Raw genomic sequence first — 15,471 nt, 5'->3', positions numbered from 1 at the left:
GTTTCGGTGAGACTGCCCGTCCTGGTTTCGGACGGGCGGGCGGGGGATGAAGGGCGTGGATACGATTGCGCGGATCCGGCGCGAGTTTTCGATCCGCGGGAAGACGATCAAGGAGATCGCCCGCGAGCTGCACGTCTCGCGGAACACGGTTCGGAAGGTGCTGCGCTCGGGCGCGACGTCGTTCGAGTATGAGCGGAAGGTTCAGCCGCAGCCGAAGATTGGGCCCTGGCGCCCTGAGCTGGATCGGTTGCTGATGGCAAACGACGGCAAGCCGGCCCGCGAGCGCCTGACGCTGATCCGCCTCTTCGAAGAGCTGCGGGATCTCGGCTACGAGGGCGGCTACGATGCGGTTCGTCGCTATGCGAGAGGCTGGCGCCGCGAGCAATCCGCCGTCACAGCCGACGCCTATGTGCCTTTGAGCTTTGCGCCTGGCGAGGCCTACCAGTTCGACTGGAGCCACGAGATCGTCGTCATCAATGGCGCGACGACCCAGGTGAAGGTGGCGCATGTCCGGCTTTGTCACTCGCGCATGCTGTTTGTGCGGGCCTATCCGCGCGAGAGCCAGGAGATGGTCTTCGATGCCCATGACCGGGCCTTCGCCTTCTTCAAGGGCGCCTGCACGCGCGGCATCTACGACAACATGAAGACGGCGGTGGAGGCGATCTTCGTCGGCAAGGAGCGGGCCTATAATCGCCGCTTCCAGCAGATGTGCAGCCATTACCTGATCGATCCCGTTGCCTGCACGCCGGCCTCGGGCTGGGAGAAGGGGCAGGTCGAGAACCAGGTCGGGCTCGTGCGGGAGCGCTTCTTCGCCCCGCGCCTGCGGGTCAAGAACTACGACGAGTTGAACGCCTGGCTGATGGATCAGGTGCTTCGCTACGCCAAGGCCCACCGCCATCCGGAGCAACGTGACCGCACGATCTGGGAGATGTTCGAAGCCGAACGGCCGAGCCTGGTGCCTTACGCGGGACGGTTCGATGGCTTTCACTCACTGCCAGCCTCGGTGTCGAAGACCTGTCTCGTGCGCTTCGACAACAACAAGTACTCGGTCATCGCGAGTGCGGTCGGGCGCCCCGTCGAGATCCGCGCCTATGCCGATCGGATCGAGCTGCGTCAGGACGGGCGTATCGTCGGCGAGCATCCCCGCTGCTATGGCCGCGACCAGACCATCTACGACCCTTGGCACTATGTCCCGGTGCTGGCTCGCAAGCCGGGCGCCCTGCGTAACGGCGCGCCTTTCAAGGACTGGGTCTTGCCCGGCGCGATCGACCGGGTCCGGCGCAAGCTCGCTGCCGTTCAAGACGGCGATCGGCAGATGGTCGAGATCCTCACGGCGGTGCTCAGCGACGGGTTGTCGGCGGTCGAAGCCGCCTGCGCGGACGCTCTGCGGCAGGGCGTCCACTCAGCCGACGTGGTCATCAACATCCTGGCCCGGCGCCGCGAGCCTGAGGCGGCGATCACAATCATGACGCCCGACGCCCTTCGCCTGCGCCATGAGCCTACCGCCGATTGTGCCCGCTACGACAGCCTCAGGAGAGCCGTGTGATGGAACGCTCGGAGATTCTCGCCACCATGGGCGAACTCAAGCTCTACGGCATGAAGGCCGCCTTCGACGAGATCATCGCCTCGGCGGTGAAGCGCCAGCACGAGCCGCAGCGCGTCGTCGGCGACCTACTCGCTGCCGAGATCGCCGAGAAGCAAGCCCGTTCGATCAAGTATCAGATCACCATCGCCAAGCTGCCGCTCGCCAAGGATGTCGCCGACTTCGCCTTCGACGGAACCCCGATCAACGAGACCCTCGTTCATGATCTCGCCGGCGGCAACTTCCTGGCGCACCAGCGCAACGTCGTCCTCGTCGGCGGGACCGGGACCGGCAAGACCCATCTCGCCATCGCGATCGCCCGAGCCTGCATCCGTGCCGGTGCTCGAGGCCGCTTCTTCAACGTCGTCGATCTCGTCAACAAGCTCGAGGCCGAAGCCCGCGCCAGCCGCCAGGGCCGCATGGCCGACTATCTCGCCCGCATGGACTTCATCGTCCTGGACGAACTCGGCTATCTGCCCTTCGCACAGTCCGGAGGACAACTGCTCTTCCACCTGGTCAGCAGGCTCTACGAGCAGAGCTCCGTCATCGTCACCACGAACCTCGCCTTCGGCGAATGGCCATCCGTCTTCGGCGACGCCAAGATGACCACCGCGCTCCTCGACCGGCTCACCCATCACTGCGACATCGTCGAGACCGGCAACGAGAGCTGGCGCTTCAAGAACAGGCTCTGAGTTCCCCGCACACCACCGATCCGGAGCCGGCGCGGCTGCGCAATCCAGACCAGCTCCGCCGCGCCGCCTCCTCGCCGCGAAGCATGCTCAAGGGGTCAACATTGGACGCCGATCGGGGGGCAACTTTGCGCGCCGTTTGACACTCTCGCCGAGGTGAATTGGGTCGTCACGAAGTGGATCGTCGACATCTACCATCAGGAGCAGCACTCGGCGACGGGGCAGGCTCCAATGGATCGATGGAGACGTGGCATAAGCATATGCGGCGTCAAGCTGCCGCCTCCCCGTGAATTGCTGGCGCCGCTCACGGGTCTGGTAGTCCCGCGGACGCTGAATGCCCAAGGGATCAAATTCAAGAATCTGGTCTGGAACTCAAAAGAGTTCTCGGCCCTTCGCAACCGGCTAGGCGCGAGAATCGACGTCCAAGTCCGGCTGGACCCACTCTCGCTGGATCAGATCCACGTGTTTGATCCGCAAACGAGGAAGTGGGTTGCGGGCGAACTCCAAGGAGATTTTGCCAAGGACCTGACCTACCATCAATGGTTGGTCGTCAAGAAGAGAGCCGACGAAATCAGCGAGCCTGACGAGGACCGTCGCGAGGCGATTTCCCGTGCAAGGCGGGAGCTTTTCGACTTCGTGGCTAAGCTCGCTGACGCAAAGAAGAAGTCCGGCGCTCCGAAACGTATGGGCCGTTTCATGACGGATGGCCGAAAGGCCTCCGCACACATCGCGCGCGAACGCGTAGATCCGGACGCCAGTGAAATCGGGATTGGCAGCCATGTGAATGGCCAGGGCTATCCACCCGAGACGAAGAAGCCTCTTCCGCCAGTGGCGCCCCTATCCGCGGCGGAAGCTCGCCAGGAACGAGCAGATCAAGCTCGTGCCGCCGCGCCAGTAGCACCCGTCCAGGAAGCCCAAGAAACCACGCCCCGCAAGGTCGCTGTGCGAACCCGAAGTGTCAGGAGTTGAGTATGATGAAGTCTGAGCTTTCCCGCGAGGAGCGGCTGAAGTCGATTGGCGGTCTTCTCGTGGCGACCACGCCCTTCAACGAAGCGACCGAGATTCTCAGCCGAACATATGCAAACTGGGGCACTCGCCAGGAAGGCACTTGTGCCTTCGTCGTGGGAGATTCTGGCGCGGGCAAAACCACCGTCGCAGACGATTTCTTGTATGAAACCGCCAGGGCCCTCGGCACCGAATACATTGCAGAGGCCAGTGCTGATGCAACAGGCCGATGGGGGCTGATTAAGGAAACCGAAGCCGGGTTCATCCGACCGGTGCTCAAGGTTTTCGTTGGTCCACGCATCATGTTTCGCGCGCTGTTTTTCGATCTCTTGCTCGCACTCGGCGTTCGAGCGAACAGGAATGCCAACTTTGCAGAGCTGATGTCCCTGGTCATGCGTCATCTCAAGGCGCAGCAGGTCAAGCTGATCATTTTCGACGAAACCCATCACATCATCGACCGGCACACGAGGACGACCGCGTACGAGGCGGCGGACCTCCTGAAGATGCTCCTGATCCAAGCGAAAGTGCAGATCGTCTGCCTGGGGTTGCCGCATTCGCTCGAAATCTTGGCTGCGAACAACCAGCTCGACCGGCGCTGTACCGCGAAATACGAAATCCGGCCATTCCGCGATAACGTCGAAAACGCCGACGGCGAATTCATGCAGTTCTGTGCAGCGCTGGAATCTGCGTTGCCATTCGACATGCCCTCGGGCTTGGATCAGCCGGGTTTGGCGCTGCGTCTGCACCACGCGGGATCCGGCTACATCGGTCGCATGACGCATATCGCGCAAACGGCCACTGAGCTGGCGGTCGACCGTGGCCTATCTCATTTGACGACCGAGGTTCTGGGCGAGGCCTACAAGAACATCAGCACGATCAACGACGATGTGAATCCCTTCCTCGTCAAAGAGTTTCGACCGGAGGCGTTTCCCCTGCATCGAGCTCGGCTCGAAGCTCAGAACGAAGAACCCGTCCGCCGTCGCCGCCCAAAGGCTCCAGCCGCAGATTTCACGAAATGAGTTTGTTCAATCAAGCTGTCGTCGGCGTGCCTCGATGGGCGCAACCGGAGCTGGAGGAGCCCGCTCATGGGCTCTTCCTTCGCATCGCCGAAATCAACGGTCAGCCTCCCGGCGACATGGCTCGGTCGATGGGGTTTTCGCTGGCCAGCCTGAGGCGCGGCTATAACATCGACAAGATGGCGAAACTGATCCGGTGCGATGAGGTGCAGCTGGCGGCCAACTCTTTCAGCTTCGCAGTCGGCGAAAAGGTCTCCATCCGCGGCCAGACCATCGGCCTGCGGCGTGACCTATTGCGCAAGAAGCGTCGCGTTTGTCGCTGCTGTCTTGCCGAAGCTCCGTATCATCGGTTCTGGTGGGATCTCAGTTTCATCGACTTCTGCCCCCGACATTGGACGCGGCTGGAGGATCGCTGTCATTGCGAACGCGCCCATCAACTGAGTTGGTACGACGGCAGCGTCGGCATGTGCCGGCAATGCACGGAACAAGGCATCACAGCTCGGAAGGTCGAGGCGATCCCTGATAGGGAGACTGCCATCGAGAGACATCTAATAGAGGCAAATGCCTACCTTCTCGGGCGTCTGGGCGTGTGTCCAAAGCAGAGCGTTCCGATCCTGGATGCCTTGCCGTTGGATGAAGTTGTCGACGTTATCGAGCGTGTGGGAGCATTTGAGCTCGGCGGCTACTCAAAGACATGGAAAACCGCCGCCAACTTGTACCTACCCGTAGCGGAAATTCGAGCCTGGGGGTTCAACATGCTCGCGAAGGGGTTTTGGCCGGGTCATCGGGACCCCGATTACGAGCTCTACATCAGGGCATTCCAGCGGCATTTCAGCCAAATGTCCGATAATGGGCCGAGTGATCGCGACCCCGATTTCGACCAGTACCTCGTAGAAAATCCAAAGGATTCCAATCCGACGCTCAATAAGAGGCTCGGCTGGTTTTACCATTGGTTCAACGGAAAAGGCGGGAAAAGCTTCTCGCCAGGGCTGGCCGCGTTGTTAGAGCAAACGCCGTGGAACTATTTTAGCTCGCTTGGGCAAGGACTGGCGAAATCAAACCTTGGCTTCAGCTCGCACTACATGACGCTAAACCAAGCAGCCAAGGAATGCGCTCAGGGAAAAACGACGCTGCGACGCCTTTTGCGGCAATTTGGCAAAGATCGGGATCTCGTCAGAAAGGGTTTGGCCTTCCGACTGGAGGGCGAATTCGTCTCCAAATTGAGAAGCGTTCTGGAGGAAGAGTGCAACTTTGACCAGGTCCGGGAAATTCTTGGGGCCGGCCATTCGACCGTCCACCGTTTCATCAAATCCGGCTTTTTCAGCCCGGTGGTGAAAGGCGGCGGTGAACGCCATGAATATGCGTTTCGTCGTGATCACATCGAAGCGTTTCTCGAACTCCTTGGAAAGGATGCTCCTGTTCTGACAGTCTGCCCGGACGAAGCGCTTCCACTACAACGGGCTGCGCGCACCTACGCTGCTCCCCTCGAACGACTGTGCATGAGCATCATCCTCGGCCACACAGAGCTTGCGGGTCGAATTGAGGACGGAAATGGTCTGGGACAGTTCGTCATCACACGGGCGGCTGTCAAAAGCTTCAAACGCCAGTTCCGCGAGGAAGGAGAAGACTACCTCTTAGAGGGCATGTTTCAATTCCGGCACATGCGGCAATTGGAACTCGGTCTCGAAAGGAAGGCGGGGCGGTCGGTGGCTTAGAAATCCCCAGGGCGTCCGCATAAGTGATCGACGGATTTCATTCGCAGCGTGATGCCACCTCGCGCGCGACCTCGGCTATCAAGGATCTGAGCCATCGATGGGCAGGGTCGTTGCGGTAGCGGACATGCCAAGCCATCTCGACAGGGAATGTCCCCAGATCGACCGGTGACGGGACAATCGTCAGGCGCGGGTCGCTCGCGAGGTGGCGGCAGATCAGCTTCGGCAGGGTGCTGCAATAGTCGGTCACGGCGAGCAGTTCGGGGATCGCCAGAAAATGCGTGACTGAGACCGCGACCTCCCGCTTCAAGCCCTGCCGCTCCAAAGCCTGGAATAGGCCGGCGCGCAGACGTCCAGGCGGCTGCATATTGACGTGCTTCAAGCTCTCATATTGCTCCCGCGACATCGTACTTGAGATTTCGGGATGGTCGGATCGTACGACGCAGGCGAGGCCGTCATCCATCAGATGCTGGACGACGAGATTGTCGGGCGCATCAACGATACGGCCGAGCACCATTGCGGTGTCGCCCGAGATGACGCCGGTCTCGGCGACATCGCTGCCATAGGGCGTCAGGCGCAACCTGATGCCGGGCGCGACCTCGCGCAGCCGCGCAACGATGGCCGGCACGAGCACGAATTCGACATAGCTGTTCGGTGCGATCGTGATCAGCCGCTCGGCTCGCGCGGGATCGAATGCCTGCTGGCCGACCACGATGTCGTCGACGGTCGCCAGCGCGGCAGCGATGGCCGGCGCAAGCTCCAGCGCGAGAGCCGTCGGTTGGATGCCGTAGCGCTCGCGAATGAACAGCGGATCGCGCATGACCGCGCGCAGCCGCGTCAGCGCGTTCGACAGGGCTGGTTGGGTAATCCCGAGCCGTTGAGCCGCCCGCGTCACGCTGCGCTCCTCCATGAGCACGACGAAGATCGGCAGCAGGTTCAGGTCATAGCGCATCAGTTATAATTTCATATGAATATCTAAAATCATAGAAATAAACTTCTGGAATATATGCTCAACGAGCATGGTCGGGGCGTCCAAGAGGACGCCAACCCAATCCAGGAGATCATCATGAGCAAGGGCAAGGTTCTCATCGTCGGTTCCAACGCCACCCGCATCGAGATCCAGGGCGGCGGCACCGGCGTGACCGGCCAGTATCTCAACGAGACCGTGGTACCCGCGATGGCGCTTATCGTCGCCGGCTACGAGGTCGTTCTCGCAACGCCGAAGGGCAGCAAGCCGCATATCGACGAAGCATCGGACTCTGCGCAGCATTTCGAGAACGACGAGGTTGCCTATCAGCGCGCCAAGGCGTTCTACGCCGAAGACCCTGCGATGAACTCGGTCAGGACGCTGCGCTCCGTGCTCGACGAGGGGCTCGACGCCTATGCCGGCGTCTTCGTGCCGGGCGGGCAGGCGCCGGTGGTCGACCTGATGCAGGACGCCGAATTGGGCGAGATCCTGCGCCATTTCCACGAGCAGGCCAAGCCGACCGCGCTGCTCTGTCATGGTCCGATCGCGGTGGTCTCGGCCATGCCCCATGCTCGTGAATTCCGCGCCGCGCTGATCGCCGGTGTACCGGAGAAGGCGGTGGAATGGGCGAAGGGCTGGCAATATGCCGGTTATCGCATGACCGTCTTCTCGGCGACGGAGGAGAAGGTGGTCGAAGACTACATCCTGCATGCCAAGATGTACTTCAACATGCCGGAGGCGCTGCGCGCGGCGGGCGGCGATGTCAGCACGACCGCGGTGGATTTCGAGCCGAACGTGGTCGAGGATCGCGAGCTGATCACCGGCCAGAACCCGCGCTCCGACCATCCGCTCGCAGCGCGCCTTGTGGCGGCGCTCGACCGCGCGGTCGCGGCATGAGCCTGCGCAGGACAGGCGGGCTCCTGGCGGCATCTCGGCCGCCGGACGCCCGCGGGCCAAGAAAGGACGAACCGATGTCGGATACGGTGAAGATCATGGCGACCTTGGTCGCGAAGCCCGGCAAGGCGGATCAATTGAAGGACCTGCTCCTCGCCATGGTCGCGCCGAGCAGAGCCGAACCCGGCAATCTGCGCTGGGACGTCTGGCAGGAGCAGGCGGACAGCAGCCGCTTCGTGCTCGACGAACTTTATGTCGGTCACGCTGCCGTGACGGCGCATCGCCAGACATCGCATTTCGTGAATTATCTGTCGCGGATCAACGATCTCGCGGATCGCAACGCCTTCGTGCTCGACGCCGTCGAGGTCGTCTGAGCGGCCTGATCACCCCGACATCCACCAGAGGAGTTCGTCATGGCTCTGAAAGACATCCTTCCAGGCAAGCTCGGGTTTGGCGCCGCGCCTCTCGGCAACATGTTCCGCAACATTCCCGAGCCGGAAGCCCGCGCGACCGTGGAGGCCGCCTGGAAGGACGGCATCCGCTATTTCGACAACGCGCCCTTCTACGGCGCCGGCCTCGCCGAGATCCGCATGGGTGAGGCGCTGGCGGGCAAGCCGCGCGACCAATACGTGATCTCGACCAAGGTCGGTCGCGTCATCCTCGAAGAGATCGAGGACGTCAGCGCCCGCGATCTAGGCGAGAAGGGAGAGGTCTTTAAGTACGGCCGCCCCAACCGGATCGTGAACGACTATTCCGCCGATGCGACGCTGCGCTCGATCGAGGACAGCCTGAAGCGGCTGAAGACGGATCGGATCGAGATCGCCTTCGTCCATGACGTCGCGCAGGATTTCTATGGTGACGAGTGGTTGTCGATCTTCGAAAGCGCGCGCAAGGGCGCCTTCAAGGCGCTCGACCGGCTGCGCGACGAGGGCGTGATCAAGGCCTGGGGGCTGGGTGTCAACCGCGTCGAGCCGATCGAATTGCTGCTCGCGCTGGACGAACCGCGTCCGGACGGCTTCCTGCTCGCTGGCCGCTACACGCTGCTCGACCACGCCCATGCGCTCCAGCGTGCCCTGCCGATGGTGGCGGAGCGCGGGCTCGGCATCGTCGTCGGCGGGCCCTACAGCTCGGGCGCGTTGGTTGGCGGGCCGAACTTCGAATATGCGCCGATCACGCCCGCGATCCGTGACAAGGTAGCGCGGATCAAGGCCATCGCCGATCGTTATGGCGTCAGCATGAAGGCCGCGGGCCTGCAGTTCTCGCTGGCCAATCCGGCCGTCGCAGCGGTAATCCCCGGCGCCAGCCAGCCGAGCCGCATCGCCGAAGATCGCGCGGCCCTCGAAGAGGTCGTGCCGGCGGATTTCTGGCAGGAGCTGCTAGCTGCAGATTTGGTTGATCCCAGAGCGCCACTCCCAAAATCCTAACTACTTGATCCCGGATAGCGCCTATCGCCGAGAGGCGCTATCCGGGTGAACCTCCGAACCCAGCGTGAGGGGTCTTCATCGAGGCTCGCGGTCCTGATTCGGGGAGCGCTAGGACAAGCGACTCGTATTCTTGGAGCCAGATGTTAGCCTAGCTGCATGGGGTTGCGTAGCGATGAGGTGTTGTCATGCCGAACGCCGACGCCGTGACGATTTCGTCTTACCAACAGAGAAAGGCTGCTGTTCTACGAGCTGCGCAGCTCATCTCATCCTCGCCGAGCTCAGACAGCGAGCGGGAGTTCGAGAAGCTGACCGAGGCTATCGCCGAATTCGATATCCGCCAGGAAGCAATCGGCTACATTGAGATTCCCCGGGCTTTCGTACGGCTCCTCTCCAGCCGCCATCACGGTTGGATATCAACAGATCCCCGGTAGGCCGGCTGCAATGGAGAGAGCCGCACCACGCGCTAAGGTCGTTCGAGCCCCGCCGAGAGACGTCGGCCTGAGGTAACAGGCAACTCGAAGTGCTACCTATTACCCGCTACCCAGCGTGCTGATACCCTTCTAAAAGCGTGAAGGCCGCCCGATCCGGCTCCTTCACGAAGAACCGCTTGTGCTTGGCTCTCGTAGCCATCCGGCTGGAGAGAACACTCGCGCTCAGGTTTTCCCGGCGCGTCCGTGCCTCATCAAGCAACTCCTTCGGGAGATAAACCAGAAGCTCGGCCGGGCGAAAAGCCTCCTTCCTTTCCGGCGACAGGCGCAGCATCAGCGACTGCACTTCTATCATCACGCGATCCCAGAACTCGTTTGCACCTCTGCGCCTTGCGGCGGCATCGAGTTTCTCGGGCTCAACACCCTGACCTACTGCCGGATCGTTGGGCGCCTCGCGGACATCAGGCGCAGCTTCGCGATTGGTCAACTCCAGCTTTAGAAGGACGGCGCCGGAACTTTCATCTCGACGAGTCAGGTCCTCAATTTTTGCGCGTGCAACAGCCAACTCGCAGGCTAACTCCTCCGCCCGCTGTTCCGCGTCACGAATGCGTGCCTCCGCGAGGTCGGCAATAATCAGGCCTTCATCACGCATTCGTTCGTTTTCTGACCTGATCCCGTCGATACGGTGGCGTTCAGACGCAAATTGCCGTGCAGCTTCCTTCACTGCCTCGTCCCACAGCGTCTTTCCCAACGCCGCCAACTGGCGTTGCAAGGCCTCCGGAATTTGGATGGCCTCCAAGACTGGCTGATAGCAGCGGTCGACCTTCCAATCGGCCAGGTGCTCGCCGATGGATCGGTAGGACCCACCATTCAGCAGCTTCTTCTGCACCGTTCGAATGGAAATCCTGATCGCTTCCGCACGCATCTCATCGGCAACGCGGAAAACGTCTTCTCTCGTAGGCATAGGCACCTCCAACTCTCCCAATCGATGCCATCAAAATGTGAAGGCAGGATTGATCGGCCGTGGCGCCGGCGTCGGACCTCGTCGCGATTAGCATCCCATTTTCGTCGAATTCCAGCGCTCGATCCGAGCAGATTCAGAACTTACGCCTTATGGGGTGCAAACCTCTGCAAGTTTCGCTTTTTTGGGGTGCAACGCGACAATGTTATGAGAGTAAGTAGCGACCAAATATCAATGACTTAGACGCTCAGCGCTGCTCACTTATGGGGTGCGGAACAGCTTTTCCGCGCAGCAGACCGAGCACGGCAAGCAGGAAGAGCCCAGCCGAGGCCAGCGCATTCCAGCCGGCCAGCGACAGTCCGAGGAAGCGCCACGCGGCTTCCGAACAGGCGACGATCCGCGTCGTCTGCAACTGCTTCATGAAATCCTGCATGCCGCTCGCCGCCGAAGCCGCTCCGCCGCAATCGTTCGGCCCCATGAACCAGCCCCATTCGACGCCGGCATGGTAGACGCCGAGCCCGGTGCTCCAGGCCATCAGCCCGGCCAAGCCCAGCAGGACGAACCACTGCAGCCGGGCTGAGCGCGCCAGCATCAGCCCGACGAATGCGAGCCCGATCGCGGCATAATGCGGCGCGCGCTGCTCGAGGCAGAGCTTGCAGGGGCGCAGGTGCAGGACGAGTTCGAAGAACCACGCCCCGGCGATCAGCGCCAGGCTGACCACACCGATGAGAGCGATCAACTGCCGCGAATTCGGCAGGCGGCGCGAAACGGGGGCAGCGGCAAGGGAGGCGGTCATGGCGGGCTCAGCAGGAGAAAAGCTGGCCAGACCCTGCGACGAGCTTGAGGCCGAAATAAAGCAGGATCAGCAAGGCAGCGCCGACCACCGCGATCACTTTCAGGCGACGTTCGATGAAATGGCGGATCGTGTCGCCATAGCGCCGTAGCAGGAAAGCGAGCGCGAAGAAGCGCGCCCCGCGCGCCAGCACGCAGGAGATGACGAAGAAGGTCAGCCCGATATGGACGGCGCCGGCCAGGATCGTCACCACCTTGATCGGCGGCAGATGGGCAAGGCCGGAGGTCGTCAGCAGGATCAGCGTGGTATCCGGCCCGGCGCAGGCCTTGAGCGTCTCGAAGGCGCCGAGCTTGCCGTAGAAGGCCAGGACCGGCTTCGCCAGCGCCTCGAAGGCGTAGTAGCCGATCGCATAACCGGCGATGCCGCCGAGCACCGAGAACAGCGTCGCCACGAAGGCCAATCGGTAGGCCCGCTGCGGCCGGGCCAGCGCCATCGGCACGAACAGCACATCGGCCGGAATCAGGAAGAAGGAACTCTCGACGAAGGCGACCACCGCCAGCCAGAGCTCCGCCCGCGGCCGGGCGGCAAGGGACATCGTCCATTCGTAGAGGCGCTTGAGCATGGCGCGCTCTAGAGCATGGGCCAACCGGTGACGCAACGGCTTCCATGCATCGGGAAGGCGTGTTTTCGAGCCATCTCGCCCGCTCTTCGTTTTCGGCGGCGAAAGGCCTTGCAGCCTCCTTGTGAAAACCCGCTGGATTGGCGGAAGCAACGATTGACCGGCATGGGCCGATCGCTATAGTCCGCCCGCCTGCAAAGGGCCCCTGTGGCGGAATTGGTAGACGCGCTCGACTCAAAATCGAGTTCCGCAAGGAGTGCTGGTTCGATCCCGGCCAGGGGCACCATTAGCCTTTATCCACGGCATCTCAAGCGCTCTCCGGCCAACTCAAAGCCGCGTCTTTTCAAGCGCTTAGCTAGCGAACACCGTCTCAAGCCATCGCACTCGGCTCACTACAGCTCATCAACCCGACGGTATGGTGTCGAGCGAGCGCCGCAGATACATCGAGGCGACCGGCCGAGCGGAAAGCGCCCGCCGTGTCCGCGCCACCATCAGCGGCGTATCAACCTGGCCGTTATGAAGCTTAGGGCCTAGGCCGATCCTGCGGCCCCGCTGGCGGTGTTTCCGTCGATCCGCAACGCTGAGCGGGAACGCGATGAACGCGGCGCTAGGTGGATGGGCCAGCGCCTCATTTTCTCAGCGTGATGACCTCTGTGCTTTTCACGGTGAGCAGCGGTGTTCCGTGTGCGATTCGCATTTGGCCGCTCTCATCTGAGGCGCCTTGTCGTCAGGGAAAGACGCCCGGGGGCAGCGGCGGCTCCGCGTTGAGCAGCGTGATCGTCACCCGCCGGTTCGGCGGGATGTAGGGATTGTCGAGGAAGAGCGGCTCGGTGTCGGAGCGCCCCACCACGGAGGTGAAGCGGTCGTTGGGGAGCCCGGCACCCGACAGGATCTCGCGCACGGCGAGCGCCCGCCCGGCGGTGAGGCCCCAGGACTCGACGGTCTGCACCGAGCCGGGGCGCGCGGCGGCCGTGTGCCCGCTGACAGACATTTGGTTGGGCATCCGGCGCAGGGTGGGCGCAATCGCCTCCAGCACGAGGCGGGTGCGCTCGTAGGGCTGGACCGAGCCTTCGGGGAACATGGAGCGGCCGTTATCGTCCACGAGGGAGACGTTCAATCCATCCTTGGTCTGCTCGATAACGATGTTGCGCGACAGGTCGGCAATCTCGGGCATGTTCTGGAGTGCCTGCCGGATGCTGGCTATGGCGCTGTAGTTGGCCTGCACGCTGGCGGCCCTGCGGCTGACCTCGCGGTCGCTGGCGCCGCCCGCGCTGGTCGGCCGCACTTTGTCCTCCTGCCCGGTCGTGCCCTTCGCCATGTCTCGGGGCACTGACGACCTGTTGCCTGACTTGTCCAGGGCGCTGCCCATCAGGATGCCGCCAGCACCGCTGTTTGTCGGACTCAGGGCCGCCGGCGCGAAGTATTCCGCCAAGCCTTCCTTCTGCTCCTGCGTTGTCATGCTGATCAGCCACATCAGCAGAAAGAACGCCATCATGGCGGTCACGAAATCCGCATAGGCGATCTTCCAGGCCCCGCCGTGATGCGCGTGAGCGGCCTTCTTGACCTTCTTGATGATAATCGGCTGGGTCGACTTGGCCATCGAGTCCTACGGGAGATCAGGTCAGATGTTGGCGGGCAGAGCGGCGGTTGCCGCTTCCACTTCGGCGAAGGTCGGGCGGACGTCGCTCATCAGAGCCTTGCGGGCAAATTCGACCGACATCACCGGCGGCTGGCCGCTGATATGGGCGAGGAGACCCGCCTTGAGTGACAGGAAGTATTTGGCTTCCGCCTCGAAGGTGCTCTTGAGCGAGGCCGCCATCGGCGCGAAGAAGCCGTAGGCGACGAAGACGCCGAAGAAGGTGCCGACGAGCGCGCCACCGATCAGATGTCCCAGCACCTCCGGCGGCTCTTTGATCGCCCCCATCGTCTTGATCACGCCGAGCACGGCGGCGACGATGCCGAGCGCCGGTGTTCCGTCGGCGATCGACTGCATGGCCGAAACGATACGCTCCTGCTCCTGGTGGTGCGTTTCCAGTTCCTCGTCCATGAGAGCGTCGATCTCGTGGACGTTGTTGGCGCCCAGCGTCAACATGCGCATGTAGTCGCAGACGAACTCGACCGCATGGTGGTTCGCCGCAAAAGTCGGGAAGGCGTTGAACAGCGTCGACTCGCTGGGATTCTCAATGTGCTGCTCGACCGCGAGCATGCCCTTCTGCTTCACGAGCTTGTACAACGAATACTGCATCCCCAGCAGTTCGACATAGCATTCCTGCTTGTACTTGGGGCCCTTCACGATCGTGCCGAGCATGCCGGGCACGGCCTTGAGCACCGGCGCGGGGTTGCCGATGATGAAGGCACCGATCGCTGCGCCGAGGATGATGACGAACTCGAACGGCTGCCAAAGGACCTCGAGATGGCCGCCCATAGCCGCGTAGCTGCCGAAGACGCAGACGAAAACGATGATTGCGCCGACGATCAGCCGCATGGTTTGCCACCCTCGCACCGCAGCAGCTACAGCCCGCGCGAAGCCACTACTCTCCGAGGAAATGAACGATCGAGGTTAAGGGCGAGTTTATGGCCCTTGGCCCGCGGGTTCGTAAGCGTCGTCCTTCGGCCACGGCTAGAGGCTTGGGACGGCAACCGAGCCGGTGTCGTTCGATCCCGCGGCTCTCGCCAAGCACGTTGGGCTGCAGCCTCAGTCGCGAGCCGCCTGAGGCTAACCAAGATGTCGGAGCATCGCCTCGGGCGACGCCACGTTCTTGCGCAAACGGAGAAGCAGCACGACGCCAGCCAGAAGGACGACTGCCCGCGCGACGGGATTCAACACGGTTGCCGTCCAGTCTTTGCGCGCGCGTGAGCGTCAGGCGCAGATTGTCCTCCGAAGGGACGCCGTAGCAATCAAGCCCGGCCGAACCTGCAGCGGTCCGAGGCGTTTGATCCAGAACGAAGCCTATGCCGGAGCCTTGCAGTGCAAACACCACACCTACTCGCGTTCGTAACCTTGGGAATGGGGTTGGCTGCATGGATCGGATGGAGGGTTGGTCAGCTGATGACACCTCGGCCTGACGAGCTCAGACGAGCAGCGCTTGGCCGCCGACCGACACTGATCGAAACCTGGAAACCCTGCCGAGATTGAAGGCCTGTTCGGTCGATTGATCCGCGAGAGAAACCAAGATGCCTTTTCGGTCGATTGTTGCGGAACCACATGAACTCGCAAAGCTCGCGAGCGCGTTCGACGCAGCGTGGATCGCGGTGAACAGTGTGCACACGATCGGTAGCCAATCGCAGAAATTGGCGAGAGGCCGCCTGGCAGCAATCATTCTAGATCTTTGGAAAGAGGACCCCGAGCAGCCACTGAGCGCAAGCGCGGTGGAACGCTTT

The 15,471-nt window shown here is 62.2% G+C and carries 15 protein-coding genes and 1 tRNA gene; 10 read left to right on the top strand and 6 right to left on the bottom strand.

Annotated elements, in window-relative coordinates:
- Window positions 1-46: 46 nt before the first annotated feature.
- From istA to AC07NY_RS03940, 5 genes are all read left to right on the top strand, one after another.
- Complete coding sequence (gene istA, locus AC07NY_RS03960; RefSeq protein WP_494581977.1) at window positions 47-1,546, top strand: IS21 family transposase; 1,500 nt, start codon at window positions 47-49, stop codon at window positions 1,544-1,546.
- The gene (gene istB / locus AC07NY_RS03955; protein ID WP_494581976.1) at window positions 1,546-2,274 is read left to right on the top strand and encodes an IS21-like element helper ATPase IstB; all 729 of its coding nucleotides are present in this window, start codon (window positions 1,546-1,548) and stop codon (window positions 2,272-2,274) included. The genes istA and istB overlap by 1 nt, the downstream gene beginning before the upstream one ends.
- Before the next feature lie 153 nt (window positions 2,275-2,427).
- Window positions 2,428-3,240 (top strand): Mu transposase C-terminal domain-containing protein, encoded by an 813-nt coding sequence (locus tag AC07NY_RS03950; protein WP_494581975.1) that lies wholly within the window; start codon window positions 2,428-2,430, stop codon window positions 3,238-3,240.
- Between the two features lie 2 nt (window positions 3,241-3,242).
- Window positions 3,243-4,295 (top strand): TniB family NTP-binding protein, encoded by a 1,053-nt coding sequence (locus AC07NY_RS03945; protein WP_494581973.1) that lies wholly within the window; start codon window positions 3,243-3,245, stop codon window positions 4,293-4,295.
- Window positions 4,292-6,007 (top strand): TniQ family protein, encoded by a 1,716-nt coding sequence (locus AC07NY_RS03940; protein WP_494581971.1) that lies wholly within the window; start codon window positions 4,292-4,294, stop codon window positions 6,005-6,007. Before AC07NY_RS03945 ends, AC07NY_RS03940 begins: the two co-directional genes overlap by 4 nt.
- A 37-nt stretch (window positions 6,008-6,044) precedes the next feature.
- Here the strand turns inward: AC07NY_RS03940 and AC07NY_RS03935 are convergent, their stop codons facing one another.
- A complete protein-coding gene (locus AC07NY_RS03935) occupies window positions 6,045-6,956 on the bottom strand; it encodes a LysR family transcriptional regulator (RefSeq protein ID WP_494581969.1) in 912 nt (303 codons plus the stop codon).
- A gap of 114 nt (window positions 6,957-7,070) precedes the next feature.
- Here AC07NY_RS03935 and AC07NY_RS03930 point away from each other — a divergent pair, with 114 nt between their 5' ends.
- The 4 genes from AC07NY_RS03930 (at window position 7,071) to AC07NY_RS03915 (ending at window position 9,720) form a co-directional block, all read left to right on the top strand.
- Window positions 7,071-7,868 (top strand): type 1 glutamine amidotransferase domain-containing protein, encoded by a 798-nt coding sequence (locus AC07NY_RS03930; RefSeq protein ID WP_494581967.1) that lies wholly within the window; start codon window positions 7,071-7,073, stop codon window positions 7,866-7,868.
- A gap of 74 nt (window positions 7,869-7,942) precedes the next feature.
- The gene (locus AC07NY_RS03925; RefSeq protein WP_494581965.1) at window positions 7,943-8,239 is read left to right on the top strand and encodes a putative quinol monooxygenase; all 297 of its coding nucleotides are present in this window, start codon (window positions 7,943-7,945) and stop codon (window positions 8,237-8,239) included.
- 39 nt (window positions 8,240-8,278) lie between these two features.
- Window positions 8,279-9,289 carry an aldo/keto reductase gene (locus AC07NY_RS03920; protein ID WP_494581964.1) on the top strand — a complete coding sequence of 337 codons (1,011 nt, stop codon included), beginning with the start codon at window positions 8,279-8,281 and terminating at the stop codon, window positions 9,287-9,289.
- A gap of 185 nt (window positions 9,290-9,474) precedes the next feature.
- Entirely contained in the window at window positions 9,475-9,720 is a 246-nt protein-coding gene (locus tag AC07NY_RS03915; protein ID WP_494581962.1) for a hypothetical protein, read from the top strand.
- 106 nt (window positions 9,721-9,826) lie between these two features.
- Here AC07NY_RS03915 and AC07NY_RS03910 read toward each other — a convergent pair whose 3' ends face one another.
- From AC07NY_RS03910 to AC07NY_RS03900, 3 genes are all read right to left on the bottom strand, one after another.
- On the bottom strand, window positions 9,827-10,681 hold the full coding sequence (locus AC07NY_RS03910) for a DNA-binding protein (protein ID WP_494581960.1): 855 nt from the start codon (window positions 10,679-10,681) through the stop codon (window positions 9,827-9,829).
- A gap of 244 nt (window positions 10,682-10,925) precedes the next feature.
- Complete coding sequence (locus AC07NY_RS03905) at window positions 10,926-11,474, bottom strand: disulfide bond formation protein B (protein ID WP_494581959.1); 549 nt, start codon at window positions 11,472-11,474, stop codon at window positions 10,926-10,928.
- A 7-nt stretch (window positions 11,475-11,481) separates the two neighbouring features.
- Entirely contained in the window at window positions 11,482-12,093 is a 612-nt protein-coding gene (locus AC07NY_RS03900; protein WP_492285300.1) for a YqaA family protein, read from the bottom strand.
- A 198-nt stretch (window positions 12,094-12,291) separates the two neighbouring features.
- On the opposite strand from AC07NY_RS03900, the gene AC07NY_RS03895 reads away from it, so the two are divergent.
- A tRNA-Leu gene (locus tag AC07NY_RS03895) sits at window positions 12,292-12,376 on the top strand.
- Between the two features lie 441 nt (window positions 12,377-12,817).
- Here the strand turns inward: AC07NY_RS03895 and AC07NY_RS03890 are convergent.
- Window positions 12,818-13,690, bottom strand: a complete 873-nt coding sequence (locus AC07NY_RS03890) for a flagellar motor protein MotB (protein WP_492285301.1) — start codon at window positions 13,688-13,690, stop codon at window positions 12,818-12,820.
- A 21-nt stretch (window positions 13,691-13,711) separates the two neighbouring features.
- The gene (gene motA / locus AC07NY_RS03885) at window positions 13,712-14,575 is read right to left on the bottom strand and encodes a flagellar motor stator protein MotA (RefSeq protein ID WP_494581956.1); all 864 of its coding nucleotides are present in this window, start codon (window positions 14,573-14,575) and stop codon (window positions 13,712-13,714) included.
- Between the last annotated feature and the right edge of the window lie 896 nt (window positions 14,576-15,471).

The organism is Allobosea sp. GW821-FHT09G06 (genome assembly GCF_059416005.1).
Note: the sequence above shows the minus strand (reverse complement) of the source record. Positions and strands in the feature narration are given on the sequence as shown.